This is a genomic window from Bacillus cereus group sp. MG1 (assembly GCF_040460035.1).
GTDB classification, from domain to species: Bacteria; Bacillota; Bacilli; order Bacillales; family Bacillaceae_G; genus Bacillus_A; species Bacillus_A cereus.
In genome coordinates, this window is sequence record NZ_JARVGY010000001.1 from 5090993 (window position 1) to 5116884 (window position 25892).

The window sequence follows — 25892 nt, forward strand, 5'->3', positions numbered from 1 at the left end:
AGGGGATAAGAATTTATGTATCATGTGTTCGTTTATGGCACATTAAGAAGAGGACAAACGAATGCTCATTATATGCAAGGTGCAACATGCATCGCAGACAGAGCTTGGACATATGGAAAATTATTTGATACGAATGAAGGATATCCGGCCATGACTTATTCGATTGAAGAACAGGTGTATGGAGAAGTTTATGTAGTAAATGATAAGATATTGTGTAAGTTAGATGAACTAGAAGAATATACAGGTAATGCGGAGACTGATTTATATGATCGAATCACGCAAACAGTATATGTTGCTGATAGGGAAATTGAGGCATATGTGTATATCGCTCAGAATAAAAAGATGTTAAAGAAAGTGATAGACTCTGGTGACTGGCTTATGTATCAAAAAATATAATAAGGTAGTTTTAAAAATTGGAAAGCAGATAATGACGAATTCATTATCTGCTTTTTATTGTGTGAATAATTGTCGTTCTCTTTTTATTCTTATAGTTCTTAGTACGATTCCAATTCCGAGAAATAAAACAGTAGCAGCGACCCCGCTAGTAGGATTTAACCAAAAATCACTACTGTTTGTAAGAGTAATAATCCCTGTTATTGTAACTAAAACAGTAGGAACAGCATCCTCGATTGCATGCATGATAACACATGGCCAGACTGATTTTGTAAGTCTATATATTTCAACATACATAATTGACCAACAAAGCATAAGGATACAGCCAGATAGAAGCATATTTAATCTTGAGATAGATTCAAAATATTCATTTGAAGAGCCTCCTTTACTTTTATTTATCCTATTATTTGTGGGCAGTAAAACGCCCATTGATTAAAGTCTTTAATTTTTACAATATTTGTTAATGGATAAATTAAATAGGAGACAAATAGAAAGTAGTATCTTTTGTATGCATCACTATACTATATGTGTATTTGTGTGATTTTGATGTTGCATATTCTTTTTAAATTAGAAAGATGAAAAGTAAGTTTTTTCGGAAAATTTAAACGGAAACTATTGACTTTATGATTGGGTTTTTAATACAATGATACTTCGACTGAAAAATTAGAACGGACAGGAGGGAATCGTCGAAATGAGCAACATATTTGAAGATGAGTTACAAAAAATGAAGGATACTTTACATACGATGGATGAGCAATTGGATAAGCTTGAAAAAACCCCGGTTTATTATGGAGAAGATTTTAAAGAGCAAATTCTTGAAAGTATGAGGGAGTCTAATAGACAAAACTTACGTATTGGTGTGCAAGAGCCGTACTTTGGAAGGTTAGATTTTCAGGAAGATGGAAAAGAAGAAGTTATGCCGATTTATATCGGAAAAGTAGGGGTTTCGGATATGGACACGATGAAGCCAATCATTATTGATTGGCGGGCGCCTGTCGCCAGTATGTTTTATTCATTTACCGGTGGAGAAGAATTAGCATTTTATCAATCACCAGATGGGTTAGTAGAAGGTGATGTGTATTTAAAACGAAACATTTCCATTCGAAAAAGAGAACTTGAACGTGTTGTTGATACATATGTAAAAGGAAATGAAGATGTATCGCATGCCGATGATTTTCTTCTATATCGATTAGGTGAGAATAAAGATAATAAGCTAAAGGATATTGTTTCAACGATTCAATCGGAACAAAATGATATTATTCGAGCGGAAAGAAATTTACCATTACTTATTCAAGGGGTTGCAGGGAGCGGAAAGACAACAATTGCTTTACATCGCCTTGCTTTTTTAATTTATGAATATCGTGAACAACTAGAAGCAGAAAGAATGATCGTATTTGCGCCGAATAGTCTGTTTTTAGACTACATTTCGAGTGTACTTCCTGAATTAGGTGTAGGGAATATTAGTCAAACAACGTTTCTGGATTGGGCATTACGTACGTTAGATGATTCAGTGAAACTAAAGCAGACAGAAGAAAAATTGAAAGAAGCATTTTCAATTAATCGTGATGAAAAGAAGATAATGCTAGGTAAATTAAAGGGTACGTTGGAATTTAAGACGTTTATTGAAGAGAGAATGATCCAATTTGAAAATGAGTTAGTTCCGACAAAAGATTTTGAGGCGTGGGATAGAGCGATTATTCCAGTAGAAGATATTAAAAAATGGATGCAAGTTGAATATAAACATTATCCTTTACAGAAAAGAAGAGAACGATTAGTAGGACGAATGAAGCGCTGGATTGAAATTGAACTTAAAAAATTCGGGGAAACAAACGAGAAAAAATTACTTAAAAAAGAAGCGACTAAGAGACTGAACGCATATATGAAGTTTTGGCCGAAAATGAGTGCTCTTTCACTGTATAGTTCAATAGTAAAAAGTAAAGAAATACTCGAGGTATTACCTGAAGAACTTGTTAAAGAAACAGAAAAGAGTTGTCGTAAAAAAGAAGTGTATGTAGAAGATTTACCAGCTTTAATATACATACATCATCGTATAACAGGGATTGAAATCGGGCAGAAGTTTCATCACGTTGTTATTGATGAAGCGCAAGATTTTTCGCCTTTCCAAGTTTATGTATTAAAAGAAATTACATTAGGTAATTCTTTCACTATATTAGGTGATTTATCGCAAGCGATTTATGATTACCAAGGAATTGAAGATTGGAATGCTTTTAAGGAAGTATTCCAAGAAACCGGTTATTATGAATTGACAAGAAGTTATCGTTCTACAAAAGAAATTATTGAATTTGCAAATGAAATAATTAAAAATGCAGAAATCCCAGTAGGACTCGCAACACCAGTCTTCCGCAGTGGGGAAGATGTGAAAGTAATTCATGCGGAAAATCAATTTACTGAAATTGTGAAGACGGTAAAACATTTGCAAAATACAGATGTGAAAACAATTGCGGTAATCGGAAGAACAGAAGATGAATGCCGTGATATATATGTGGAATTAACAAATGCAGGATTAACGGTAAACGTAATTGAAGCAAACCAAAGTAAATATGAAGGTGGTATATCAGTAGTACCTGTCTATTTAGCGAAAGGTTTAGAATTTGATGCGGTGCTTTTAATTGATGTGGATGAAGAACATTACAAAGACACAAAACATGATGCAAAGTTACTATATGTTGGATGTACGAGATCACTTCATGACCTATGGATTTTCCATAGTGGGGAAGCGTCACCTTTAATTAAAGGATTAAAATAAAGTGAAACTATAATCAGTGGGGAGTTTTACTGCAAGCTAATGTGAGATAAATATAAAAAGAGGGTTTCTATTACTGTCTACTTAACAGGGAGATGACTATGAAGACCCTCTTTTTATATTGAAATTAATGTTCAATTTTAAACGAATAAAGCCATTAATATTAAATCTTGATAGCTACCATCCAATTTTACACCCTTTGCTTTTCTACCCTCTTCAAAGAAGCCTAGATTCTTATATAATTGGATTGCACCTAGATTATCTTCCATTACCTCAAGACAAACTTTTTCAATCTTACTGTTATTTTTAGCCCAATTGATTAACGTTTCTAGAAGAGCTCTTCCAATACCATAATTTCGATATTCGGGTAGTATGGTCATCGCAAAAGCCCCTTGATGACTAATTTTTTCTTTGTTTCCGTTCTTAAAATCTATTGCACCGACTAACTTACCATCAACTTCAGCAATAAACTGTACATAATTTGGATTTTCATGATAAGCTTTTAACGTTTTTTGAATAGCATCGATACGCACCTTTTTTACATCCTCAACCGTACTTAGCATGTATGGAGCGTTTATTAAAGCTTTTGAAGCAGAATCTAGTATTCTTTCTGCATCCCGTTCTTTAGCTTCTCTAATTATTATTGTTTTTCCATCCTTAGATTTATAAGTAAAAACATTAGTTGATAAGATACTACACACACCCTTTCGGAATATAATTAGTTGAATTTTTTAACTATCATGCAATTATTAAGTAAGAAAAAGTCGTATCACCTTTTTCTGCAATCGCTCTACTTCAACTTAATGACGATTATTTCAAATATTTTTAATTTTTACAAGGATTTATTCCGTTATATAGCCCGATTGTTGAATAACATGACTGGCGTTTTTTAAACAACTTTATTATCTCTGTACACGATGAATTAACGACTTGAGCTGTTGTGTAAATAATATACAATGACCTTTTCTAATTCCTTAGTTTGTTCTTTTTCCCGTACACGAACGGCATCTACTGGAATTTGTGTATGTTTTAACCAATCTAGAATAAGGTGTAGTTGTTCTTGTATTTGCCCAATGTTTTGCTCCTTTATGTTCTTATTCTGAATTCTATCAATTAATTGAAGCATATAGGGAAGTTTTTCTATACATTCACTTAAATCTCCGCAATAACCTGAAGGGAATTCATGTGTACCAAATTCTAAAGTATTGATGTAATTAGAAACTAGGTATATCATGGCTTCTTGTTCGGTATCACCACCTAATTCAATCGCTTTTCGAAGGGATTTTTCTAAATCGTCTTCTTTATTGCTAGAGTCCATATAAATTCCTATCCATCTAAAAGGTCTTGAATCAAATGGGTTGTTTTCTGTCCATCTATATAGAATGTCAATTAGAAAACTATTTAGTGAGAAAGTTAAGACCTCATCTTTTTCGTTTAATACATCTAAAATAGTAAACAGCGAAATGGCAAACTCTTCTTGATCTTTTGATTCCCATTTCTTTGCATTTGTAATAAATGTCTCTAAATGTTTAAAAGCTAATTTTCGAAGTCCCGCTTCGCGATGCTGACAGTAACAAATAAAATCATGCCAATGCTCAGTTGTATTCATATGTATAATAATAGTTTGTAATGCAGTGAGAGGTTTATCCATTATAAGTCCCCAATCTATTAAGCACGTGTTGAAAATTTAGTGTTATTATATCATTACATAAATTAAAGTGGGAAGAATTTAAGGTGGATTTTATTGGTCACGGGATCCAATCGATTGGTAATGTAGCGGTTCTAACAGGAGTCATTATTGACTTTGAAGATGAAACGTAAAAAAGTTATTATGTTTATCTGAATATTGAGGGAATACAAGAATTTTATTTATTTAATTTTCAGAAAAAATAGACTAAAACATTAATAAATGGTATAATTTCCTTGTTATTGGAATTAAAATGAAAATATTAGAAGAAAAAGGATAGGGTTGGTTTTAATGGGGGATTCTGATCACAAAGAAACAAAGGCAATATTAAAGTTATGGTTTATTTATATACCACTTGCATTTGGAGAATTTGTCTTTTCGAATATCATAGGTTATTTAAAAAAATAAAGATTTTGTATTTGAAAAACAATTAACCTAATTTAATTGTTTTTTTATTTTTCTCTAATAAACCAAACAAAAATAAAGATTTTGAACAAGATGAAGTTTATGAAGGAAATAACGTTGATTAGGTGCTGAAAACGGGAATTATTCAAGCATGGTAATTCACCGTTTTTATAGCTTCCTATAGTGAGATGTTATGTTCACATCATATGTATACGATATTTGTAACTTAATATAGCATTACTGGAACTTCAAAATTAGTAGTTAAGGTTGTTACCTTATAGAGTGTTATATATAACTTAGCTAAAAAAGCACAAATCATATAATTTGAGCTGTTCATTATCTGTTTTTTGGTAAAAAATTATAGTTTTTGTCACATTAATACTGTACGATACATAGTATAAAACACATACTGTATGACATATAGTAATGGAAATGAGGTGAGTGAATGGATACTTTATTAAATTCGTTAATTACTGAGTTAAGAAGAGGGACATTAACGTTAGCTGTTTTAAGTCAATTAAGAACGCCGCAGTACGGATATTCACTTGTCCAGTTATTAGAGCAATCAGGGGTTACAATTGATCAAAGTACTTTATATCCACTACTTCGCCGATTAGAAAAGCAGGAATTAGTGACGAGTAGTTGGGATAAAACGGAGAGTAGACCTCGTAAGTATTATGTTTTAAGTGATTATGGATTAGAAATATTTTTGCAGTTGAAAAAAGAATGGATAAAGGATTCGAAAGAACTTTATAACTTATTAAAGGAGGAGGAAGAGAATGAATTTAATTGATCTCTATATCCAAGAGGTTGCGAAGAGATTACCTGAAAAAAATCGTGAAGATATTACACTTGAACTAAGGTCAACTATAGATGATATGTTACCTGAAGATTATAATGAGAAAGATGTAAAGAGCGTTCTCGAAAAATTGGGGAGTCCGGTTTCATTGGCTAATGGTTATTTGGATAGACCGATGCATTTAATTGGACCACGTTATTTTGATGTATATACAACGTTGTTAAAAATGATTATACCAATCGCAGCTGTCATTGCACTCATATCAATGGTTGCAGAAAATTTTATAGGCTATAGTGGTGATCAAGCGGTATTAAATGTTATTTTACAATTGATAGGTAAAGGCATTGGGGAAATTTTTGAAGTGAGCCTCCATGTATTTTTCTGGTTGACAGTTGTGTTTGTTATTTTAGAAAGAACAGATAAAGACAAAGGTATCGAGCCGTTGACGACAAGTTTAAAAAAATGGACACCAGATGATTTGAAAAACATCTCGTATATCCCAAAGAAAAAAGCAATCTCGAAGTTTGAAGTTTTTGGAGGTTTAATGTGGACAGCAGTTTGGGCTACACTTTACTTTTATGCGAATTATCTTGTTGGCGTATATAACGGTACGGCAAATGGACTGAAGTTTGTCTCGCCAACTTTTAATCAAGATGTTTTATTGCAGTACTGGCCAATCGTTGTAATTATGATCGTTTTTGAAATATGTATATCCCTTTATAAATTAGTGCAGGGACAATGGACGCAAAGATTGGCGATTGGGAATGCTATTCTTCAAATAGCTGGGACGATAGTATTCATTGTAATTGTAGTAAATCCACATGTATTTAACGCAGGGTTTATTACGTATTTGGCAAATGCATTTACTATTTCCTCAGAGGAGTTTAAAACGTGGCTCATTTGGGGAGGAATTTTCTTCTACATGTTATCTGCTGCAATAAATATATTTGATGGTTTCCGAAAAGCTAGTATTCGTATGTAGATAAAAATCGGAAATTTCGATAAAATAAAACTATTAAAAAGATAGTAAAATAAGGTGAACATGATGAAAGGAAGAAAATAATGATAAGGGAAGCAACGAAAAAAGATTTAGCATACATTTTAGATATTTATAACGATGCGATACTTTATACAACAGCTGTATATGCGTATAAACCTGTAACCCTTGAAAATAGAATAGATTGGTATGAACAAAAAAAGGCTGAAGAGTATCCAATTATCGTATATGAATTAGATAATAAAGTAGTAGGATTTGCGACATTCGGCCCATTTAGAGCGTGGCCTGCTTATAAATATTCAGTTGAACATTCTGTGTATGTAGATAAGGCATATAGAAAAAATGGCATTGGGTCTTCATTAATGAAAGAATTAATCAAAATTGCAAAGGAAAGAGAGTATATGACCTTAATTGCTGGAATTGATGCAGAGAATGAGAAAAGTATTGCCTTGCATCAAAACTATGGATTTGTTCATGCAGGAACAATAAAAAAAGCTGGTTATAAGTTTAATAAATGGCTAGATTTAGCTTTTTATCAGCTGGAACTTAACGGTCCTGAAAATCCTATAGAAGAATAAATATTTTTCGGTAGCAAGAAAAAATTCATGCTACCTTTTTCTTATTTTAATAGCTAATGAAAAGGTTTTTTACATTCAATGTTGAAATATTAGAAGTTAATATAACGATATAAAAAGAGGGATAGAAATGGAAACTGTTATAAATAAAATAAAAGAGGTACAATCTAATTATGTGGGAATGGCAATTTATTCTACAAAAAATAATCGTATAGTTGCTTCGTATAATAGTGAATTAAATATTCCGTTAGCATCAGCAGCAAAATTAGTCATTGGATTTGTAGTAACGCAAATGGTGAAGGAAAATAAACATAATTGGAATGATATACTTCATTACATTAAATTTAATCCACATGAAGATAGTGCGCAGTTATATCCGCATTTACAAGGAAGAACTTCTTTAACACTTAGTCAAGCGGTAGAGGTAATGATTGCTTGTCATGATAGTTACGTTGCACAGTCAGTTGTAATGCACTGTGGTGGATGGGATGCTGTGAAAATGTACGCACAAACGTACTTTTCAAAAATTCATATACAAGAGAATGCTAGAGATGAGAAAAATGTTGGAGAATTAAGTGAAGTTCTTGCCCTTTTCATACAAACCTTTCAAGGTTATAAATCAGAACCAGAATTATGGGAACCAATTATTAGCGGCATGGTAAGACAGCAAGGAGAGTATGAAGAAATTCCATATTATCATATAACTCATATGACAGGTGGATTACTCACAGCTACAATAAATATTGGTATAATAGGAATGTTTAACGAATTTCCACTTCTTTATGTGATTGGGGGAAAAGATTTACCGAATCGCCGTGAAAATAAAGAGGTAGATGAAGCTTTTGCAGTAGTTTTAAAGTACATATACAAAGAATATAGTGAAAGCATGCTAGGAGTGAGCGATTGAAAAGAAACTTAAAGACTTTAACAATCATTATTTTAATTTTAACGATTATTGCTCTTGAAGTTGGAATCGCCCTATATGATCACAATTTGTCATTAGATACAATTTACTTTGCAGCGATCCTTATTTGTATTGTATTGCTTTTTGGCACACGTGTTTCTGAAGAGAAAGAAAGTACATCGAAACGAGAGCGAAGAAAAATAGCTGTTATATTTTGGCCATCTATTTTATTGTCTATCGCTTGTTTTGCAGTTATAAATTACATAAGGGTAGGCTATGTCTCTGTACCAGGGATAATTGGCTTTTCATGCTTTGTTACATATGGTGGATTCGTTTTGATTAGTATTTTAAAGGGGAAAAATAAAATGTAGCTTACTAAGTTGAAAGGAAGCAATGTATATGAAACATATAGAGAACGGTACACGTATTGAAGGAGAATACATTAAAAATAAAGTCATTCAATATAATATGTCCATCTTAACAGATGAAGTAAAACAGCCGATGGAAAAAGTAAGCCTCGTAGTAAAAAATGAAGAAGGAAAAATATTTGGTGGTGTAACAGGTACGATGTATTTTTATCATCTTCATATCGACTTTTTATGGGTTGATAAATCAGTTCGTCATGACGGTTATGGTAGTCAACTGTTACATAAAATTGAAGAAATTGCGAAGGAAAAAGGGTGCAGATTAATATTGCTAGATTCATTTAGTTTTCAAGCGCCAGAATTTTATAAAAAGCACGGTTACCGAGAGTATGGTATCGTTGAAGATCATCCAAAAGGTCATAGTCAGCACTTTTTTGAAAAGAGATTATAATAATATTATGTATACTGATTGATGGGAGAAAGCATATGTACACGTATAAATTGCAACAAGAACAACCAATCTGTGCAGAAAAAATTAAGAAGCTTTATGATTCTGTCGGTTGGTGGCCAGAAAGAAAAGAAGTCGATATTGAAAAAATGTTAAAGAATAGTATAGCCATTGGAGTATGGGAAGAAAATGAATTAGTTGGATTTGCTAGAGTCGTTTCTGATGGTGTTTTTCGAGCATACATTGAAGATGTTGTCGTACATGAGAATGTAAGAAATAAAGGTATTGGAGAGAAAATGCTTACAATGTTACTTCGAGAAATATCTCATATTGATATTGTTAGTCTATTTTGCGGAGAGAAGCTAATAAAGTTTTACGGTGAGCAGCAATTTCAAGCAACGAAGCAAATTGTGATGCATCGTAATCAAACAGGGAAAGAATAAGAGGTGCCAATTAAAATGAATGCAACAAGAGCGTACTGTTTATCGAAAAGAAAAGCGACAGAAGATTCTCCAGATGGCTGGAGTGCAACATGTATGAGGCTTAATAATAAAATATTTGCGATAGTAAATCATGAAGAAGGTGAAAAGGCTGCGATTACATTGAAGTGTGATCCAGAAGTCGCATTAAGAATAAGAGAAGATTATCCAGAAACAATTATTCCAGGGTATCATATGAATAAAAAACATTGGAATACCGTTTATATTCATAAGGGTATAGAGCAGGAGCAAATTAATAAAATGATTGATTGGTCGTATGATTTAGTACTACAATCATTTTCAAAGAAAAAGCAGCAGGAGTTAATGGGTTAATATGTATTAGGAGTGTGTGTAATGAAAGATTCGATTAAAGATACGTATGATAAATTAGCGAGTACATATAAAGAAAATCTAGATTTCGCAAATCCATATAACAGTTATTATGAAAGACCGGCGATGATGGAGCTTATTCCAAAGGAACTAGAAGGAAAAAAGATATTAGATGCTGGATGTGCAGCTGGATGGTATACTTCTCAATTCATAGGAAGAGGAGCAAATGTTACAGCAATTGATGTAAGTCCTGAAATGGTAAAAGCAGCAAAAGAAAATATAGGAGAAGAAGCGACGTTCCTTTGTCATGATCTGCAAGAAACATTGCCATTTGAAGATAATACGTATGATGTGATTGTAAGTTCATTAACTCTTCATTATATAGAAAATTGGAATCAAGTATTTCAAGAATTTCGTCGTGTATTGAAGCCAGGTGGAGAACTTATTTATTCTATTCATCATCCTTTTATGGATTTCACAAAGTTTCCATGTGAAAATTATTTTGAAAAACAGTTATTAATAGATACTTGGGTTAAACCGAATATTACTATTGAAGTCAAGTTTTTTAGAAGATCATTACAAGACATACTAAATGAAACTACAAATTATTTTGTATTAGAAGAGATAGTGGAACCGAAGGCAATTGAAAAAATGAAAGAAGTAAGCGAAAAATCATATCATTATTTAAATATGAATCCACATTTTCTTATCATAAAAGCAATCAATAAATAGCTAGTAAAATAACTTTGTTTTACTAGCTATTTACAGTTTTACATTACATATTAGGAGACTTTAAAATGAATATGAAACGAAATAGAGTAGTATATGCACTATTTACTATAGTTGTTATTATTTTAGGTCTTAGCTCAAGAAAGTTTGCTTTTGCACTACCACATCTATTAAATGATTATTTAGGTGATGCATTATGGGCATTAATGATTTTCACTGGCTTTGGATTTTTGTTTCCTAAAACAGAGACGAAGAAGTTGGCTTTTATTAGTTTAATGTTTTGCTACGGGATTGAAGCGAGCCAATTGTATCATGCGGAATGGATAGATAGCATTCGTGCAACGACTTTGGGGGGACTCGTGTTGGGATACGGTTTTTTGTGGAGTGATGTAGTGGCTTATACAATTGGTGTTGGAGTGGGAATACTGTGTGAGGTTATTTTTCGGAAGAAATAAGAATTGTAAAAGGGGTATTTGTAAATGGAACAAGCACTGGAAATTGCAAAGCTTTGGTTTCGAAATGAACATGTCACAGCTACTGTAATGCAACCAAAAGTAGCGAAGGTTTTATGCAAGAATAAAGAGTACATTTTAAAGAGAACGGGATCGATAAAGCAACTTCTAGTTGAATTCGATGTTTTGAAGCAACTGTATGAAAAGGGAATTAAAGTACAGAGAGTAGTAAAGACAGAAAATGATGAACAATATGTATTATATAAAGAAAAATATTATTGCTTATATGAGTATGTTGCCGGAAGTGTTTTAGAAATAAAAGATACGAATAAGCTGGAAAGGCTAGCAAGTACAATTGGAGAAGAAATAGCTAATCTGCACAAAGCATTACATGCGGTGAATAGTGACCATGAGTTAATAAAAAGAGATTTATATAAGATGGTATTTGAATGGGCTATACCGATTTTAGAAAAGAATGAGTATGTTCATCGAGAGGTAATTCAAAAGATGGAGCGAATGCACGCAGCTTTCAAGGAAACGGTCCATTCATTACCGAGACAAATTATTCATCGTGATATGCATCTATCAAATGTAATCTTTAAAGATGATAAACTGGAAGGGTTTATAGATTTTGAGATTTTAGAAAATAATGTAAAAATATTCGATCTATGTTATTGCTGTACAAGTGTATTAAGCGAGCTATTTAGTAATGAAAGATTAAGAGGGAAATGGTTACATATCGTTTGCAAAGTCTTTGAAGGTTATTATAAACAAAATGATTTAACGAAAGAAGAACTAAAAGCTATTTGGTATGTTATGCTTTCAATTCAAATTATCTTTATTGCTTATTTTGTCCAGTTACCAGATTTATTAAAGTTAAATGAAGAAATGTTCTTCTGGATTTTTGCTAATAAGGAAGCTATTGAAGAAGTTATAGAATGTATCGTAAAGGTATGAAAAAAATAATATTAATTGGTTCTGGTGGTTCAGGAAAATCTACATTAGCAAGGCAGTTAGGAAATAAATTAAATATTAAGGTGCATCATCTTGATGCATTATTTTGGAAACCGAATTGGGAAGGTGTTCCGAGAGAAGAACAAATAGCAGTTCAAAATAACTTAATTAAAGATGAGAAGTGGATTATTGATGGGAATTATGGCGGGACGATGGATATCAGACTGAATGCAGCTGATACAATTATCTTCCTTGATATTCATAGAACAATTTGTATTTATCGTGCGTTTAAAAGAATTGTAAAATACCGGAATAAAACAAGACCAGATATGGGCGCGGGATGTGAAGAAAGATTTGATTTGCAATTTTTTAAATGGATATGGAAATATCCTAATGCTAAACGACCTACAATTTTAAAAGGGTTAGAGCAATTGTCCGAAGAGAAAAAGGTTATTGTTTTAAAATCTCCAAATGAGGTTCGGAAATTTTTAGAGCACATATAATAATACAATGTGACACAACAATTCTTTTTGGATCTTACCGATTAGTTTAATTAAACTAATCGTTTTTTATTATGAAAAATTTAACGCTTTTTGAAAATTGTATTTTGTAATGAGTATATGACTATAAATTCATATAAAATGAACGTTTGGAGGAATAGAAAATGACTAATGATTTAATTCAAACAATCGATTCATTAATGGTAAATATTCCAGCTGGAGAGGTAGTATTAAGAGATGATCGAATAAAAAAAGAATGGCTAGTGCAAATTCAACCATTTCTTCTTGCGAAGTATGCTGTAACAATGGAACTATATGATGCTATTACAAATAGTCCATTAAATAATTTTGATAAAAATCATAAACCAGTTGTCAATATTTCATGGAACGATGCCATTGCGTTTTGTAATGTACTTTCAAAAAAAGCGGGATTAAAAGAATATTATTCTATTAGTGATGGTGGTCAAATTGTGAAATGTAATTTAGATTCAAATGGCTACCGATTACCATGTGAGGCAGAGTGGCAATATGCATGTAAAGCAAGTACAACCGGATATACATACGGGAAACTTCATGATATAGCGTGGTATAATGAAAATTCAAATGGAGAGATTCATGACGTTGGCCAAAAAGAACCGAATGCATGGGGACTTTATGATATGCTAGGGAACGTTTGGGAATGGTGTTATGATTTGTATGATGAAACAGTGTACGGATCATATCGCATTTTTCGTGGTGGTAGTTGGGCTGAAACAGCGAGAGGGTGCGGCGCTACTTGTCGTCGTCGAAGCCATCCTACATTTCATATAGATGATCTCGGTTTTAGACTCGCTAGGTCAATTTAGTAGGAACATGCTACGAACAACTAAGAAAAGAGTATGGAGAAAATCCGTACTCTTGCCAACATAGAAACGATTTAACGTAAGGAGTGTTTATTATGGCGCGTGTTTTATTTATTAACGCTGGATCAGAAGGACATATAAATCCAACTTTACAAGTTGTAGAAGAATTGATTTCTCGTGGTGAAGAGGTCGTTTATTTTTCAATAGAAGCTTTCAGGGATCGGATTGAGAAGACAGGTGCTACTGTACGAACGATTGATGATCAAAAATTTATAAAAGCGTTTCTATCTGGAGGCAGAAATTATTTACAGGAAAGAATAAACGGCCTTCTACATACAGCGGATATTGTAATATCTAGCGTTCTAGAACAAATTGAAGGTGAACATTTTGATTACATGATTCATGATTCTATGTTTGGTTGTGGCCATTTAATTGCTCAAATTCTTAAACTTCCAGCCATAAATTCATGCACATCTTTTGCGCAGGATGAAAAATCCTTTGAGCAAATGTTAGGTCATCTGTCAAAAAATATCCCAGTAGAAATTCATGATAAAATACAGAATGATTTTCAAAACTTAACGAAGGGAATTGCTGAAAAATATGGTGTTGAAATAAAATCATCGTATGAAGTTTTCTGTAATCCTGCACCTCTTACTATTGTGTATACAATTAAGGAGTTTCAGCCTTTTGGTGATACGTTTGATGAAACATATAAATTTGTAGGACCATCTATCTCTGCACAAATGAAAAACAGAGACGTTGATTTTACTTCAATTGAAGAAAAAAGTCCGATTTATATTTCATTAGGTACTGTTTTTAATGAAGCGATTGACTTTTATAAACTGTGTATGAAGGCCTTTGAGAATAGTGAGCATACAATTGTTATGTCTATTGGTAATAAAACAAAAATAAGTGATCTAGGCGAAATCCCTAAAAACTTCATTGTGAAAAACTATGTGCCTCAAACCGAACTGCTTACTTATACGAAACTATTTATTACACACGGCGGGATGAACAGTACGCATGAAGGATTATATAACGGGGTTCCGCTCGTTGTAATACCGCAAAGTGCAGATCAGCCAGCAATTGCAAAGCAAGTGGAGAGTCTTGGAGCAGGAGTTCAATTACATATGAATGAATTAACCGTGGAGAAATTGCGTGAAAGTGTGGAGTTAATTTTAAATAACCCTTCATATAAAGAGGCTGCTTTGAATTTGAAGGAATCATTCCGAACATCGGGTGGATATAAAGAAGCTGTTGATGAAATCTTTACATTTGTAGGTCAGTAATAAATATAAAGTTATACATGAAAAAAGTGTCTATATTAAATGATATAGACACTTTTCTGTTGTAAGAAGAGAAGAATTGTTTAAATGGAAAAAATGAAAATACTAAATGTGAATTTTGAGAACTAAGTCTACAATTTCTGCTGCACACTTTTATTTTATCCCGTATTAACCGACCGTAAAACCCCAACTAATTAAAGTTTTACTTTATGATTTCAGGATGTGGTTTTATATGTTAGTAATAATTTCACTGTTTCTGCACAACTTCTGCACATGCTTAGGCGAGTTCTATGTCATGATATATTCATAAAGTGAAATATTTCACAAGGAAAAAATATATTTTCACTGCGGTGTATGCATAATTAACACATACATCGGTACAAGTTTGTCTCTTGTTATTCTTTTACATCAAAGCCCACATTCCACTACAAAGTATAACAAGAAGGGGACATGAACATGAATAATCGATTTTTAAAACAACTACAAAATATGAAAATGAACAAAAAAAGTTTAGGAGTTGTAGCATTAACAGCTGGAATTATTAGTACGACACTTATTCCTCAAAATGCTTATGCGCACGGTTTTGTTGAAAAGCCCGGTAGCCGATCCGCTTTATGTAGTCCAACTTATGGTGCGCTAAATGTAAACTGTGGAAGTGTTATGTATGAACCACAAAGTTTAGAAGCTCCAAAAGGGTTCCCACAAGGTGGTCCAGTAGATGGACAAATTGCTTCAGCAGGCGGAAAATTTGGTGGTATTTTAGATCAACAAACAGAAAATCGTTGGTTTAAAAATACAATCACTGGTGGGGAAAATACATTTACTTGGAAGTATACTGCGCCTCACTTAACGAGTAAGTGGCATTACTATATTACTAAAAAAGGATGGAATCCAAATAAAGCGCTAACAAGAGCAGATTTCGAACCAATTGGAACTGTACAACATGATGGTTCTGCAGCTTCAAATAATTTAACTCATAAAATCAATGTACCTACTGATCGTAGTGGATATCATGTGATTTTAGCAGTATGGGATGTAGCTGATACAGCAAATGCATTCTATAATGTAATTGATGTTAATCTTATTAATGATGTGAAACCAGACATAGAAGCACCAAGTATTCCAAATGGACTTCAGACGCAAAAAGTAACAGCGAATAGTGTAGAACTAACATGGAACGCTTCTACGGATAATGTAGGGGTAAAAGGATATCAAATCTTCCGTAACGGAGAGATGATTGATACAGTACCAGGGACTCATTTTATTGATAAGAAGTTACAACCAAGTACAGAATACTCTTATACTGTAAAAGCAATTGACGCAGCTGGCAATGTATCGACAGAAAGTACAGCGCTTACAGTAAAAACGACAGTTGAGACTCCTGATACAGAAGCACCAACACAACCAAAAGGATTACATAGTATGGGAACGACAGCGTCAAGTGTGGATTTAATGTGGAGTCCATCTGACGATAATATTGGTGTAGACCATTATGATATTTATAGAGAAACAGAAGGATCAATGAAAAAGATTGCAACATCCAATACAACTTCTTATTTGGATAAAAATCTGCTCGCTAATACTACTTATAAATATGTAGTGAAAGCTGTTGATGTAGCTGGAAATGAATCCGTACAGAGTGATATATTCACAATTACTACAAAAACCGAAAGCGCTTCATATGAAGCGTGGGATGCAAAAAAAGCATATAAAAAGGGAGATAGAGTTCTACACGAAGGAAAAGTATATGAAGCAGTCCAGAGTTATCAAGGAAATGGTGATCCAAACTGGATTTATGCATTATCATTATGGAAAACAGTGTAAGCTTTACTTAGGTATGAACTAAGAGATGATGGGCTTTGATGCAAAAGGTAATCTTGAGAATTCACTTTTCTATTAATAAAAAAGGGTAGTGTATGAATACATAAGATTCATATACTACCCTTTTTATTATGATAACATTTTCGTCATAAGTATGTGCGGAATGCCATCTTCCATAAATATATCAGAAGAAGTTTCATAGTCTAATTTTTTATAAAATCCTTCAGCTTGTGTTTGACCGTGTAGTTTCACTTTCGTAACTTGTTCGTTACGAGCAAGTTCTTCTAACGTTTGAATGATGACTTTACCTAATCCGTATGTACGATAATCTTTTAAAATACAAATACGTTCTAATTTTCCGACACCATCAACAAATCGTATACGACCTGTGCCTACAGGAAGTTCATGATAATAAACTAAAATATGTTTACATTGCTCTCCGATTTCATCGAATGTATCGAATTCATCTGCAAGAGGGACACCTTGTTCTTTTACAAATACTTCTTTTCGAATATGAAAGGCAGTTTCTAAATCAGCAAGTTCTGTTATAAGTTTGGATTGCAAAATGTTCAGTCCTTTCTAGTGTAATCAGTTTGCGTTTTCCTAGTATATCATAATAAAGCACTATTAAGAGAAGAAGAACATACTAAAAAGCCAACTTTAAAAAGTTAGCTTTTATTACAATTTCTTTATCCCATTTTTAGTACCAATAATTGCTGTACTCGTCATACTTATAAACAACCCTGTTTCAACTACACCAGTAATCATTTTTAATTGGGTGTGTAAATGGGCAGGATTAGAAATATGATTAGGGAATATACAATCGATAATCAGGTTATTGTTATCGGTTATATAAGTTTCATCATTTTTCAAACGTAACGTTGTTTGACACCCTAAAGACTGAATTTTATTTTCGGTTTGTTTCCATGAAAAAGGGATGATTTCAACAGGTAATGGAAAATTACCTAAATGTGTTACAAATTTCGATTCATCAGCAATGATAATTAGTTCTTTAGAGGAAGAGGCAACGATTTTTTCACGAAGTAATGCACCACCACCGCCTTTTATAAGTTGTAAATTTGAATCAATTTCATCCGCTCCATCAATTGTAAGATCAAGGCTTTGTACGTCGTTTAACGAAATTAGGGGGATATTTAGTTGCTGTGCTAATGCTTCAGTTTCCTTTGATGTTGGTACAGCTTGAAATGATAATCCTTCTTTTACACGTTCACCTAATTTTTGTATTGTCCAATATACAGTAGAACCTGTACCAAGCCCAATTTTCATGCCATCATTTACAAAGTTAGCAGCATATTCGCCAGCGAGCTGTTTTAAATTCATCACTTTACTCCGCCGGGCGTGGCCCAGCATCAAGACCTGAATTTTCAACTGTAAGTACCGGACGAACGACTATATCTTTATGTACACGCATTTGACAAGATAATCGTAAATGATCTTCAATTCCTTTTTCCGTCATTGCATGTTTCTCATTCGCACTCGCTTCACAGAAATCACCTGCTAGTATTTCTACTCTACAAGTTGTACAACGTGCATTCCCGCCGCAACGATGAAGAATGTTGACACCGCTATCTTCAATTGCTAATACTAACTTTGTTCCTTCTTTCACATCAAAAGTTCCCGCACCTTCAATTGTTAATTTTGGCAAATTTGTTCCTCCTCACGTAAAATTGTACATAACATATTTATGACCGCGAATTATTGAACATAAACATTATTTTTTTATATCCCCGTAACTTTTTTTAATGTTGAATCGTTTATTAAGTAAGCGCTGAAAAGGAGTGGTTATTTTGTGCACAAAAGTAACTCATGTTTTAAAGAATCATATCGATATGAATCATTCAAATATAAACTTTTTAATTGAACAATATGGAGAGTTAAAAAGATACTGTACTTTTTTAACGAAAAACAAATGGGATGGGGAAGATCTCGCCCAAGAAACAGTGTGTAAAGTGCTTCGAAAATATAGAAATAAAGATATTTGTATGACACTCGTCTATAAAATAGCAAGAAATCGTTGGTTAGATCAGATGAAGTCTAAGTCTGTTCATGAAAAAATAAGAGGACAAATCACTTTTGAAGAACCACATGAGAACATTGCAGATTTGCATGAAATGGTAGGGAAAGTATTGTCTTCATTAAATGTACAGCAATCCGCAATTTTATTATTAAAAGATGTTTTTCAATATAGTATCGCTGATATTGCTAAAGTGTGTTCTGTATCAGAAGGTGCAGTGAAAGCTTCTTTATTTCGGAGTAGAAATAGGCTGAAAACTGTAAGTGAAGAAGGGATTGAGATAGTCGAATTCACAGAGGATATTGAAGTTGTTGTAACATCTATTCGTGAGGAAAGACCAGAATTATTAACGAAGCTTCTTCCGACAATAGATTTTACTAAATTACCATCTAAACAGCCAGTCTTATTATTTAATGTGAAAAACCCTTCTTCCTACAGTTATATGCTTTACGCAGCATAACAAGTATTGGAGGGATTTAAAATGAATGCAATTCCATATGTAGTAGAACAAACAAAATTAGGAGAACGTTCCTATGATATATATTCAAGGTTATTAAAAGACCGCATTATTATTATCGGCTCAGAAATTAATGATCAAGTAGCGAGTAGTGTCGTAGCGCAATTATTATTTTTAGAAGCAGAAGATGCAGAAAAAGATATATTCTTATACATCAATAGCCCTGGCGGTTCAACGACAGCAGGTTTTGCAATATTAGATACGATGAATTTAATTAAACCAGATGTGCAAACGCTATGCATGGGCTTTGCGGCATCATTCGGTGCATTGTTATTATTATCAGGAGCAAAAGGAAAACGGTTTGCTCTCCCTAACAGTGAAATTATGATTCATCAGCCGCTTGGTGGTGCACAAGGGCAAGCAACAGAAATTGAAATAACTGCGAAAAGAATATTAAAGTTAAAGCATGATATTAATAAAATGATTGCAGAAAAAACGGGGCAACCGATTGAAAGAGTAGCACATGATACAGAAAGAGATTATTTTATGACTGCAGAAGAAGCGAAGGCATATGGGATTGTAGATGACGTTGTTACGAAAAAATAAGTTGAAAACAGGCTAGAGGATATCCTAACCCTCTAGCCTATTTTTATTAATCTTTTATCCATTCATTAACTAGCGCTTGATTCTTCTTAATCCATTTTCGCGCCGCTTCTTCGGGATCTTTCGTTTTATTTAACTCGACCATTAATGTACCAAGCTGTTCATCGTTCATCTTCCATTTGTCAAAGTATTTTATGATATCCGGATGGTCTTTTTCGAAACCTTTACGAACAGAGTAATAAATGTCATCTTTTTCACCATATACTTTCTTAGGGTCTTTTAAATATTTTAAGTCAAATTCTGAAAAGCCCCAATGCGGATTCCAAAGCGTAACAGCGATTGGTTTCTTTTTCGTATATGCTTTCTTTAGTTCACTCATCATCGCAGCTTCAGAGGATTGGACAAGTTTTAGTTTTATATCATATTCTTTCATTGCTTTATTCGTTAAATTCATAAGACTACTACCGGGTTCGATACCGACAATTTTATTCTCTAGTTCATCTTTATGAGCATTTAAATCTTCGATACTGTTTATGTTTTTCATATAAGAAGGGACGACTAAACCTAGTCCAGTACCTTCGTACCATTTTGATTTTAAGACAATATCATCTTTATAACGATCGTTTAGCGGTTTATCTGTAACTGGTAGCCATACTTCTAAATTCGCATCAACATCACCACGAGCGACACCAGTCCAAATTGCGGCTTTTTCTAAATACATGAGCTCAACTTTGTAGCCTTTTTCTTCTAATAAAACTTTCCACATGTTTGCGGTTGCAATATTTTCTTTCCAACTTGTTACACCAAGTTTAATTTTTCCTTTCGAATTTGCATTTGTTGCATTACATGAAGTGAAAATCATAGTAATAAATAATGCAAGGCATATAAACCAAATTTTCTTTCGCATCGAAAACCTCCTAAGTAACGTTTGCCTTATAAAATAAATGTATAAGTAAGCATTCTTATTATGAACGGAAACGAGAATTTTAAAGAAATCTTATGAATGTCATTTTTATGTAATATTTCTTTGTAAAATCGCAACACTATGTGAATAGATGGGTAGAAAAGGAGTAGTGACATGGATAATACAAAGGTGCGTGTTGAAAACGTAACAAAAGTATTCGGGAAACATCCGCAAAGGGCCCTTTCCTTATTAAAAGAAGGAAAAAGTAAATCGGAAATTTTAAAAGAGACAGGAATGAACGTTGGGGTGAAAAAAGCAACGTTTGAAGTTTACTCTGGAGAGATTTTCGTTATTATGGGTTTGTCTGGTAGCGGGAAATCTACGCTAGTTCGTATGTTAAATCAATTGATTAAACCAACTGCAGGTCATATATACATAGATGGTGAAGACATCGCAACGATGGGAAAAGAAGAGTTACGGAGAGTAAGAAGAACGAAAATGAGTATGGTATTTCAGAAATTCGCTCTATTTCCGCATCGTACAGTTATACAAAATGTTGCATATGGTTTAGAAATACAAGGAGTTCCGGTTGAAGAGCGAGAGAAAAAAGCGTTAGAATCGCTACAGTTAGTAGGACTCGATCATCATAAAGATAATTACCCAAGTCAACTTAGTGGTGGTATGCAACAGCGCGTTGGAATCGCAAGGGCACTAACGAATAATCCAGATGTATTACTAATGGACGAGTCATTCAGTGCATTAGATCCACTTATTCGAAAAGAAATGCAAGATGAATTGTTAGAGTTACAAGATAAAATGGAAAAAACGATTATATTTATTACGCATGATTTAGATGAAGCGCTTCGAATTGGAGATCGTATCGCATTAATGAAAGATGGAGAAATCGTCCAAATTGGAACACCAGAAGAAATTATGATGAGCCCCGCTAATGAATTTGTAGAAAAGTTTGTTGCGGATGTGAATTTAGGAAAAGTAATTACGGCGGAGTCTATTTTAAAACGACCAGAAACTTTATTAATTGATCGTGGACCTCGTGTAGCCCTTCAAATTATGAGGAATGCAGGTGTTTCAACTGTATATGTTGTAAACAAAAAGTATGAGTTTTTAGGTATATTAACTGCGGATGATGCGAGTAAAGCAGTACAAAAACAGTGGCCGATTGCTGATTTATTACTTAATGATATTCCGCATGTGTATTTGGATACTTTACTGGAAGAGACATATGCAAAAATGGCAGAGATGAAATATCCGTTACCAGTAATCGATGAGAAGAAAAGGCTAAGAGGAATTATTAAACGTGAAAGTGTCATTCAAGCTCTTGCAGGAAACATTGAGGAAGAGGTGAAAGACGATGAATAGTATACCGCGGATTCCATTAGGGAAATGGGTCGACTCATTTGTTGCAAGTTTATATGAGCACTTTGAAGGCTTATTCCGAGGATTCTCTTATATTATTGGCGGATTTGTTGATTTACTCACTAATTTTTTAACAATAATACCCGCCATATTGATGATTATTATCTTATGTTTCCTCATTTGGTACACAACGAGGAAATTATCTTTAGTCATTTTTACGCTTATTGGATTATTATTTATTTTGAATATTAACTACTGGGCACAAACAATGCAAACATTAGCACTCGTACTTACGTCTGTTATTATTTCAATTATTGTCGGAATTCCAATTGGTATATTAGCATCTCAAAATGAACGTTTCTCAAAATTTTTAAAACCAACATTAGATTTTATGCAAACAATGCCTGCATTCGTATACCTTATTCCAGCGATTACATTTTTCGGAGTAGGTGTAGTACCTGGAATTATTGCATCAGTAATCTTTGCAATGCCACCGACAATTCGTTTTACTGACTTAGGAATTAGACAAGTTCCAGAAGATTTAATTGAAGCAGCGAATGCATTTGGATCCACAGCATCACAAAAACTATTTAAAGTACAATTACCACTTGCAACCGGAACGATTATGGCTGGTGTGAACCAAAGCATTATGCTTTCGTTATCGATGGTTGTAACAGCATCACTTGTAGGAGCTCCAGGACTTGGAGTTGATGTATATCGCTCTGTAACACAAGTTAATATCGGAATGGGATTTGAAGCTGGATTAGCTATCGTAGTAATCGCAATTATATTAGATCGAATTACACAAGGGTTCCATACGAAAAGAAAATAATGAATAAAAAACACACTTTTATAATACAAAGTGTGTTTTTTATTGCATCCAGATCACATACGAACGATAACAGAACCTCCAGCTGGTGCACAAACTTGGTTTTTTTGTTGTTCCATTGATTTAATTAATTGATTATTTTCCTCGATTAATGAGATTAATTTAGTTAATTGATTTTCAAGACTTGCAATACGCTGCATCATATATTGTGAATCATGATGCAATGTATTCCTTGCGGGATGAGGGGAATAAACATACTGTTGATTTATATTTGGATTCCAATGAGGATACATTTGAATCGTTCCTCCTTCAATAAATTACGAAGCTTTCTTATAGTAAATGCCTATGTATAATTAATAGTTACTTGAAAATTTTCCAATATAAAAGGAGTATGTACAGAAAATGGAAAATATTATATGTGAAGTTACAGTACATTTTTTGGAAATATTTAAGCGAGATAGTCCTTATATTAATACATTCAAGTAAATGTATGTTATTTAGGGAGAAATGATGGGAGGAGATGTAATTTTGGCTAAAAATAAAAAAAGAAATGATGCTTTGGCAATAGGTGTCGGTATAGGAGTTGTAATTGGTGTATTTCAAGGGCACTTTACAAATAATTTAGTAATCGGAATTGTGATTGGGATTATAATTGGGATTGCGTTTTTGAAGAAATAATGAGATGTAAATTCATTTCAAAAATTGTTGTATCAAAAGAATGAAAATTCGGAATACTAAACCTGTTTTTCCTTTTTTTGTGATATTATATATGAAAAGGAAGGTGATGGATATGTCAACAAACAATCAAATAGAACAAAACTGTTTCATTTGCAAAAAACATATAGGAAATATTATAGTTCCAGGTGGAGCTATTTACGAAGATGAACTCGTTTACGTTGGACATGTCCACTGGGATAGTGAAGAAACATACCTGGGTTATGTAATGATAGATATAAAAAGACATGTACCTGGCCTTGCTGAACTAACAGATGAAGAAGCGAAAGCGTTCGGACTTATAACAAGTAGAGTAAGTAAAGCGTTAAAAGAAAGCGAAGGTGCAGAGCATATTTACACTTTTGTTTCAGGAAATGGTGTACCACATATGCATATGCACATTATTCCGCGTTATCCGAATACACCAAAAGAGTTTTGGTCACCAACCGAGATAGCGAAATGGACTGGCGCACCATATGGTGACGAAGAGAAAATAAAAAAACTATGTGAAAGAATACGAAAGTATATGGTAAATGAGTATGCATACAAAAAATAATACACAATATTCATGGGTTGGAAATATAGAAATGTGTTTAGGAGAAATTTCAGTTAAACAATATGGTGATATTGTACTTGGTAAATATGGTGGGAATATAAGTGCTGGAGCGAAAAAGAATGAAGATGGTGCATTAGTTTGGTCAAATGGTGAATGGGAATTTGCAGCTATTCTAGATGGACATAATAGTGCGGAAAGTGTTGAGTTAGTAGTAAATACAATCGAAAAAGAATATGAAAATATAAAAGTAATTTTGAATGAACCAATTAATACAGTGTTTCAGTCTGTTGAAAATCATATACTTACAATTTTTCAGTCATCTTCATTTAAGGAAAAGTGCAAAAAAATTAAAGGTGAAACAGCTTGCTTACTATGTGTAAGGAAAGAAAATTATATATGGTGGCTTTCTATCGGTGATTGTTTAGTGTATGTATTTCATGAAGAGTTACATAAGTTAGGACAATATGCATTAAATCAACGTCATTTTTACGAATGGATTGGAAATGTAAACACATTTGATTTACCTGTTCCTTGCTATTCATCAGGTATTCGTGAATTACGTACTGGAAAGAACCGAATTGTAATGGTGACAGATGGAGTATTAGAATGCGGGGAGCGCCGATATGAAATACCTTTAAATTTGCATATTGCTATGCACAGAAATGATAAAACACTTAAAGAAAATATTCACAATGTTTTAGAACACGTGCATCATCAGTTGGGACGTGATAGTGCGACAATTATTAGTTGGGACGTAGAAAATAAAAGGAATGCTACGTATCCGAGTGATCAGCCGGAGAAAAGGTAAAGGAGGAAACATCACTGTTTTGGGTTAAAGGAATTTTATTAATAGTATGGATTATATCCTTAGTTGTTTTTGAAAAAGTAGTGAGGAAAAAACTAAATATACCGAAACAAACAGACTGGAATAGTAAATATGTAAACAACTTTCATAAATGGGGCACTAGGGCTCTTATTATTTCTTATATAATTTTTACGATGATATGTGCTACTTTAAATCCCGTTTATATTAGTAATTTACCCATTTTATTTTTAATAACTTTATACTGCTTTCAATCATTTATGGAGTGGAAATTTGATAAAGAATCGAGGGAATATGTCATTTCTTTAGGAACGGTTCCGCTATTAGTAATAACAGGAATTATTCTTAATTTTTTCTTTTATACCTATTGGATTTAATCATATGTGGAATGAATGGGGAGACAAAATGAAAAATCCTAAATTACGTGCTGAAGCAATGATTTTAAATGAAGATCATTCTAAAGTACTTGTACAATGCAATGAAAATGAATCATTTTATCGTTTTCCAGGTGGCTCTATTGAATTTGGTGAAACGTCAAAAGAAGCAATAATTCGAGAGTTAATAGAAGAATACGATTTGAAAGTTGATGTTCAAGAGTTAGCAATTGTAAATGAACACATTTTTGAGTGGGACAACGAAAAAGGTCATCATTGTACATTGATACATTGGGGGACTGTTGAAAAAATCATTACAAATGAAATAAGGCATAAAGAGCATGAGGATATTATATTAATTTGGAAAAGTCTAGAGGAATTACAGGAGAAGCCGACATATCCTGAAGGCATCATAAGTTATTTAGAAGGGGATAACCGTAATATAGTCCAATTTATTTCAAGTAATTAAATGAAATAATAGGAGGGGGGA

33 protein-coding genes and 1 pseudogene are annotated in these 25892 nt (G+C 33.2%); 26 read left to right on the plus strand and 8 right to left on the minus strand.

Features of this window, described 5'->3' with window-relative positions; all coding sequences use genetic code 11:
* The first annotated feature begins 15 nt into the window (after positions 1-15).
* Entirely contained in the window at positions 16-396 is a 381-nt protein-coding gene (locus tag QCI79_RS26550; protein WP_000274916.1) for a gamma-glutamylcyclotransferase family protein, read from the plus strand.
* A gap of 54 nt (positions 397-450) precedes the next feature.
* On the opposite strand, the pseudogene QCI79_RS26555 reads toward QCI79_RS26550, so the two are convergent.
* Positions 451-765, minus strand: a pseudogene (locus QCI79_RS26555) (CPBP family intramembrane glutamate endopeptidase); the annotation flags it as partial.
* 319 nt (positions 766-1084) lie between these two features.
* Between QCI79_RS26555 and QCI79_RS26560 the strand changes: the two are divergent.
* The gene (locus QCI79_RS26560) at positions 1085-3160 is read left to right on the plus strand and encodes a HelD family protein (protein WP_021727931.1); all 2076 of its coding nucleotides are present in this window, start codon (positions 1085-1087) and stop codon (positions 3158-3160) included.
* 137 nt (positions 3161-3297) lie between these two features.
* Here the strand turns inward: QCI79_RS26560 and QCI79_RS26565 are convergent, their stop codons facing one another.
* Positions 3298-3858 (minus strand): GNAT family N-acetyltransferase, encoded by a 561-nt coding sequence (locus QCI79_RS26565; RefSeq protein ID WP_000337114.1) that lies wholly within the window; start codon positions 3856-3858, stop codon positions 3298-3300.
* Between the two features lie 221 nt (positions 3859-4079).
* Entirely contained in the window at positions 4080-4808 is a 729-nt protein-coding gene (locus tag QCI79_RS26570) for a hypothetical protein (protein WP_000360495.1), read from the minus strand.
* A gap of 886 nt (positions 4809-5694) precedes the next feature.
* Between QCI79_RS26570 and QCI79_RS26575 the strand changes: the two genes are divergently transcribed.
* From QCI79_RS26575 to QCI79_RS26645, 15 genes are all read left to right on the plus strand, one after another.
* Positions 5695-6042, plus strand: a complete 348-nt coding sequence (locus tag QCI79_RS26575) for a PadR family transcriptional regulator (RefSeq protein WP_000380301.1) — start codon at positions 5695-5697, stop codon at positions 6040-6042.
* Positions 6029-7030, plus strand: coding sequence for an HAAS signaling domain-containing protein (locus tag QCI79_RS26580; RefSeq protein ID WP_021727930.1), 1002 nt, complete (start codon positions 6029-6031; stop codon positions 7028-7030). Before QCI79_RS26575 ends, QCI79_RS26580 begins: the two co-directional genes overlap by 14 nt.
* A gap of 80 nt (positions 7031-7110) precedes the next feature.
* Positions 7111-7623 (plus strand): GNAT family N-acetyltransferase, encoded by a 513-nt coding sequence (locus QCI79_RS26585; protein WP_000617511.1) that lies wholly within the window; start codon positions 7111-7113, stop codon positions 7621-7623.
* A gap of 127 nt (positions 7624-7750) precedes the next feature.
* The gene (locus tag QCI79_RS26590; protein WP_000450752.1) at positions 7751-8527 is read left to right on the plus strand and encodes a serine hydrolase; all 777 of its coding nucleotides are present in this window, start codon (positions 7751-7753) and stop codon (positions 8525-8527) included.
* A complete protein-coding gene (locus QCI79_RS26595) occupies positions 8524-8895 on the plus strand; it encodes a hypothetical protein (RefSeq protein WP_000827980.1) in 372 nt (123 codons plus the stop codon). The genes QCI79_RS26590 and QCI79_RS26595 overlap by 4 nt, the downstream gene beginning before the upstream one ends.
* Before the next feature lie 28 nt (positions 8896-8923).
* Positions 8924-9340 carry a GNAT family N-acetyltransferase gene (locus QCI79_RS26600; protein WP_000680418.1) on the plus strand — a complete coding sequence of 139 codons (417 nt, stop codon included), beginning with the start codon at positions 8924-8926 and terminating at the stop codon, positions 9338-9340.
* A 35-nt stretch (positions 9341-9375) separates the two neighbouring features.
* On the plus strand, positions 9376-9780 hold the full coding sequence (locus QCI79_RS26605) for a GNAT family N-acetyltransferase (protein WP_000288971.1): 405 nt from the start codon (positions 9376-9378) through the stop codon (positions 9778-9780).
* A gap of 15 nt (positions 9781-9795) precedes the next feature.
* Positions 9796-10149: an MmcQ/YjbR family DNA-binding protein gene (locus QCI79_RS26610; protein ID WP_000994623.1), complete on the plus strand. Its 354-nt coding sequence runs from the start codon at positions 9796-9798 to the stop codon at positions 10147-10149.
* A gap of 21 nt (positions 10150-10170) precedes the next feature.
* Entirely contained in the window at positions 10171-10878 is a 708-nt protein-coding gene (locus QCI79_RS26615; protein WP_000655256.1) for a class I SAM-dependent methyltransferase, read from the plus strand.
* Between the two features lie 65 nt (positions 10879-10943).
* Positions 10944-11330, plus strand: coding sequence for a ribosomal maturation YjgA family protein (locus QCI79_RS26620; protein WP_001056436.1), 387 nt, complete (start codon positions 10944-10946; stop codon positions 11328-11330).
* A gap of 24 nt (positions 11331-11354) precedes the next feature.
* A complete protein-coding gene (locus tag QCI79_RS26625) occupies positions 11355-12284 on the plus strand; it encodes a phosphotransferase enzyme family protein (protein WP_000434097.1) in 930 nt (309 codons plus the stop codon).
* A complete protein-coding gene (locus QCI79_RS26630; RefSeq protein ID WP_000720552.1) occupies positions 12281-12784 on the plus strand; it encodes a DNA topology modulation protein in 504 nt (167 codons plus the stop codon). The genes QCI79_RS26625 and QCI79_RS26630 overlap by 4 nt, the downstream gene beginning before the upstream one ends.
* Positions 12785-12945: 161 nt before the next feature.
* Positions 12946-13626, plus strand: a complete 681-nt coding sequence (locus QCI79_RS26635; protein WP_000180359.1) for a formylglycine-generating enzyme family protein — start codon at positions 12946-12948, stop codon at positions 13624-13626.
* 92 nt (positions 13627-13718) lie between these two features.
* Complete coding sequence (locus QCI79_RS26640; RefSeq protein WP_000124885.1) at positions 13719-14912, plus strand: macrolide family glycosyltransferase; 1194 nt, start codon at positions 13719-13721, stop codon at positions 14910-14912.
* Between the two features lie 453 nt (positions 14913-15365).
* A complete protein-coding gene (locus QCI79_RS26645) occupies positions 15366-16733 on the plus strand; it encodes a lytic polysaccharide monooxygenase (RefSeq protein ID WP_001065165.1) in 1368 nt (455 codons plus the stop codon).
* A 126-nt stretch (positions 16734-16859) separates the two neighbouring features.
* On the opposite strand, the gene QCI79_RS26650 is transcribed toward QCI79_RS26645, so the two are convergent.
* From QCI79_RS26650 to QCI79_RS26660, 3 genes are all read right to left on the minus strand, one after another.
* A complete protein-coding gene (locus QCI79_RS26650; protein ID WP_001190864.1) occupies positions 16860-17294 on the minus strand; it encodes a GNAT family N-acetyltransferase in 435 nt (144 codons plus the stop codon).
* Positions 17295-17408: 114 nt separating this feature from the next.
* On the minus strand, positions 17409-18071 hold the full coding sequence (rpiA, locus tag QCI79_RS26655; protein WP_001049986.1) for a ribose 5-phosphate isomerase A: 663 nt from the start codon (positions 18069-18071) through the stop codon (positions 17409-17411).
* 4 nt (positions 18072-18075) lie between these two features.
* Positions 18076-18396: a 2Fe-2S iron-sulfur cluster-binding protein gene (locus tag QCI79_RS26660; RefSeq protein WP_001125388.1), complete on the minus strand. Its 321-nt coding sequence runs from the start codon at positions 18394-18396 to the stop codon at positions 18076-18078.
* A gap of 142 nt (positions 18397-18538) precedes the next feature.
* Between QCI79_RS26660 and QCI79_RS26665 the strand changes: the two genes are divergently transcribed.
* Both QCI79_RS26665 and clpP read left to right on the plus strand, forming a co-directional pair.
* Positions 18539-19225, plus strand: a complete 687-nt coding sequence (locus QCI79_RS26665; protein ID WP_000337520.1) for an RNA polymerase subunit sigma-70 — start codon at positions 18539-18541, stop codon at positions 19223-19225.
* A 21-nt stretch (positions 19226-19246) separates the two neighbouring features.
* Positions 19247-19828 carry an ATP-dependent Clp endopeptidase proteolytic subunit ClpP gene (clpP, locus tag QCI79_RS26670; RefSeq protein ID WP_000991610.1) on the plus strand — a complete coding sequence of 194 codons (582 nt, stop codon included), beginning with the start codon at positions 19247-19249 and terminating at the stop codon, positions 19826-19828.
* A 46-nt stretch (positions 19829-19874) separates the two neighbouring features.
* On the opposite strand, the gene QCI79_RS26675 is transcribed toward clpP, so the two are convergent.
* The gene (locus QCI79_RS26675) at positions 19875-20732 is read right to left on the minus strand and encodes a glycine betaine ABC transporter substrate-binding protein (RefSeq protein ID WP_001227621.1); all 858 of its coding nucleotides are present in this window, start codon (positions 20730-20732) and stop codon (positions 19875-19877) included.
* Positions 20733-20903: 171 nt separating this feature from the next.
* Between QCI79_RS26675 and QCI79_RS26680 the strand changes: the two genes are divergently transcribed.
* On the plus strand, positions 20904-22109 hold the full coding sequence (locus tag QCI79_RS26680; protein WP_000370606.1) for a quaternary amine ABC transporter ATP-binding protein: 1206 nt from the start codon (positions 20904-20906) through the stop codon (positions 22107-22109).
* Complete coding sequence (locus QCI79_RS26685; protein ID WP_021727929.1) at positions 22102-22938, plus strand: ABC transporter permease; 837 nt, start codon at positions 22102-22104, stop codon at positions 22936-22938. Before QCI79_RS26680 ends, QCI79_RS26685 begins: the two co-directional genes overlap by 8 nt.
* A gap of 53 nt (positions 22939-22991) precedes the next feature.
* Here the strand turns inward: QCI79_RS26685 and QCI79_RS26690 are convergent, their stop codons facing one another.
* Positions 22992-23228, minus strand: coding sequence for a hypothetical protein (locus QCI79_RS26690; RefSeq protein ID WP_000283222.1), 237 nt, complete (start codon positions 23226-23228; stop codon positions 22992-22994).
* 217 nt (positions 23229-23445) lie between these two features.
* On the opposite strand from QCI79_RS26690, the gene QCI79_RS26695 reads away from it, so the two are divergent.
* The 5 genes from QCI79_RS26695 (at position 23446) to QCI79_RS26715 (ending at position 25871) form a co-directional block, all read left to right on the plus strand.
* On the plus strand, positions 23446-23613 hold the full coding sequence (locus QCI79_RS26695) for a glycine zipper domain-containing protein (RefSeq protein ID WP_000508470.1): 168 nt from the start codon (positions 23446-23448) through the stop codon (positions 23611-23613).
* A gap of 91 nt (positions 23614-23704) precedes the next feature.
* Positions 23705-24205, plus strand: coding sequence for an HIT family protein (locus QCI79_RS26700; RefSeq protein WP_003284488.1), 501 nt, complete (start codon positions 23705-23707; stop codon positions 24203-24205).
* The gene (locus QCI79_RS26705; protein ID WP_000556972.1) at positions 24189-25013 is read left to right on the plus strand and encodes a PP2C family serine/threonine-protein phosphatase; all 825 of its coding nucleotides are present in this window, start codon (positions 24189-24191) and stop codon (positions 25011-25013) included. The genes QCI79_RS26700 and QCI79_RS26705 overlap by 17 nt, the downstream gene beginning before the upstream one ends.
* A gap of 53 nt (positions 25014-25066) precedes the next feature.
* Positions 25067-25405, plus strand: a complete 339-nt coding sequence (locus tag QCI79_RS26710) for a DUF4181 domain-containing protein (protein ID WP_074628857.1) — start codon at positions 25067-25069, stop codon at positions 25403-25405.
* Between the two features lie 28 nt (positions 25406-25433).
* On the plus strand, positions 25434-25871 hold the full coding sequence (locus QCI79_RS26715; protein ID WP_000795353.1) for an NUDIX domain-containing protein: 438 nt from the start codon (positions 25434-25436) through the stop codon (positions 25869-25871).
* Positions 25872-25892: the final 21 nt, after the last annotated feature.

Coding starts and splice junctions, on each gene's coding strand:
- QCI79_RS26550 (WP_000274916.1), top strand. CDS start 16: ATGTATCATGTGTTCGTTTATGGCACATTAAGAAGAGGACAAACGAAT.
- QCI79_RS26560 (WP_021727931.1), top strand. CDS start 1,085: ATGAGCAACATATTTGAAGATGAGTTACAAAAAATGAAGGATACTTTA.
- QCI79_RS26570 (WP_000360495.1), bottom strand. CDS start 4,808: ATGGATAAACCTCTCACTGCATTACAAACTATTATTATACATATGAAT.
- QCI79_RS26575 (WP_000380301.1), top strand. CDS start 5,695: ATGGATACTTTATTAAATTCGTTAATTACTGAGTTAAGAAGAGGGACA.
- QCI79_RS26580 (WP_021727930.1), top strand. CDS start 6,029: ATGAATTTAATTGATCTCTATATCCAAGAGGTTGCGAAGAGATTACCT.
- QCI79_RS26585 (WP_000617511.1), top strand. CDS start 7,111: ATGATAAGGGAAGCAACGAAAAAAGATTTAGCATACATTTTAGATATT.
- QCI79_RS26590 (WP_000450752.1), top strand. CDS start 7,751: ATGGAAACTGTTATAAATAAAATAAAAGAGGTACAATCTAATTATGTG.
- QCI79_RS26600 (WP_000680418.1), top strand. CDS start 8,924: ATGAAACATATAGAGAACGGTACACGTATTGAAGGAGAATACATTAAA.
- QCI79_RS26605 (WP_000288971.1), top strand. CDS start 9,376: ATGTACACGTATAAATTGCAACAAGAACAACCAATCTGTGCAGAAAAA.
- QCI79_RS26610 (WP_000994623.1), top strand. CDS start 9,796: ATGAATGCAACAAGAGCGTACTGTTTATCGAAAAGAAAAGCGACAGAA.
- QCI79_RS26615 (WP_000655256.1), top strand. CDS start 10,171: ATGAAAGATTCGATTAAAGATACGTATGATAAATTAGCGAGTACATAT.
- QCI79_RS26620 (WP_001056436.1), top strand. CDS start 10,944: ATGAATATGAAACGAAATAGAGTAGTATATGCACTATTTACTATAGTT.
- QCI79_RS26625 (WP_000434097.1), top strand. CDS start 11,355: ATGGAACAAGCACTGGAAATTGCAAAGCTTTGGTTTCGAAATGAACAT.
- QCI79_RS26630 (WP_000720552.1), top strand. CDS start 12,281: ATGAAAAAAATAATATTAATTGGTTCTGGTGGTTCAGGAAAATCTACA.
- QCI79_RS26635 (WP_000180359.1), top strand. CDS start 12,946: ATGACTAATGATTTAATTCAAACAATCGATTCATTAATGGTAAATATT.
- QCI79_RS26640 (WP_000124885.1), top strand. CDS start 13,719: ATGGCGCGTGTTTTATTTATTAACGCTGGATCAGAAGGACATATAAAT.
- QCI79_RS26645 (WP_001065165.1), top strand. CDS start 15,366: ATGAATAATCGATTTTTAAAACAACTACAAAATATGAAAATGAACAAA.
- rpiA (WP_001049986.1), bottom strand. CDS start 18,071: ATGAATTTAAAACAGCTCGCTGGCGAATATGCTGCTAACTTTGTAAAT.
- clpP (WP_000991610.1), top strand. CDS start 19,247: ATGAATGCAATTCCATATGTAGTAGAACAAACAAAATTAGGAGAACGT.
- QCI79_RS26675 (WP_001227621.1), bottom strand. CDS start 20,732: ATGCGAAAGAAAATTTGGTTTATATGCCTTGCATTATTTATTACTATG.
- QCI79_RS26680 (WP_000370606.1), top strand. CDS start 20,904: ATGGATAATACAAAGGTGCGTGTTGAAAACGTAACAAAAGTATTCGGG.
- QCI79_RS26685 (WP_021727929.1), top strand. CDS start 22,102: ATGAATAGTATACCGCGGATTCCATTAGGGAAATGGGTCGACTCATTT.
- QCI79_RS26690 (WP_000283222.1), bottom strand. CDS start 23,228: ATGTATCCTCATTGGAATCCAAATATAAATCAACAGTATGTTTATTCC.
- QCI79_RS26695 (WP_000508470.1), top strand. CDS start 23,446: ATGGGAGGAGATGTAATTTTGGCTAAAAATAAAAAAAGAAATGATGCT.
- QCI79_RS26700 (WP_003284488.1), top strand. CDS start 23,705: ATGAAAAGGAAGGTGATGGATATGTCAACAAACAATCAAATAGAACAA.
- QCI79_RS26705 (WP_000556972.1), top strand. CDS start 24,189: ATGCATACAAAAAATAATACACAATATTCATGGGTTGGAAATATAGAA.
- QCI79_RS26715 (WP_000795353.1), top strand. CDS start 25,434: ATGAAAAATCCTAAATTACGTGCTGAAGCAATGATTTTAAATGAAGAT.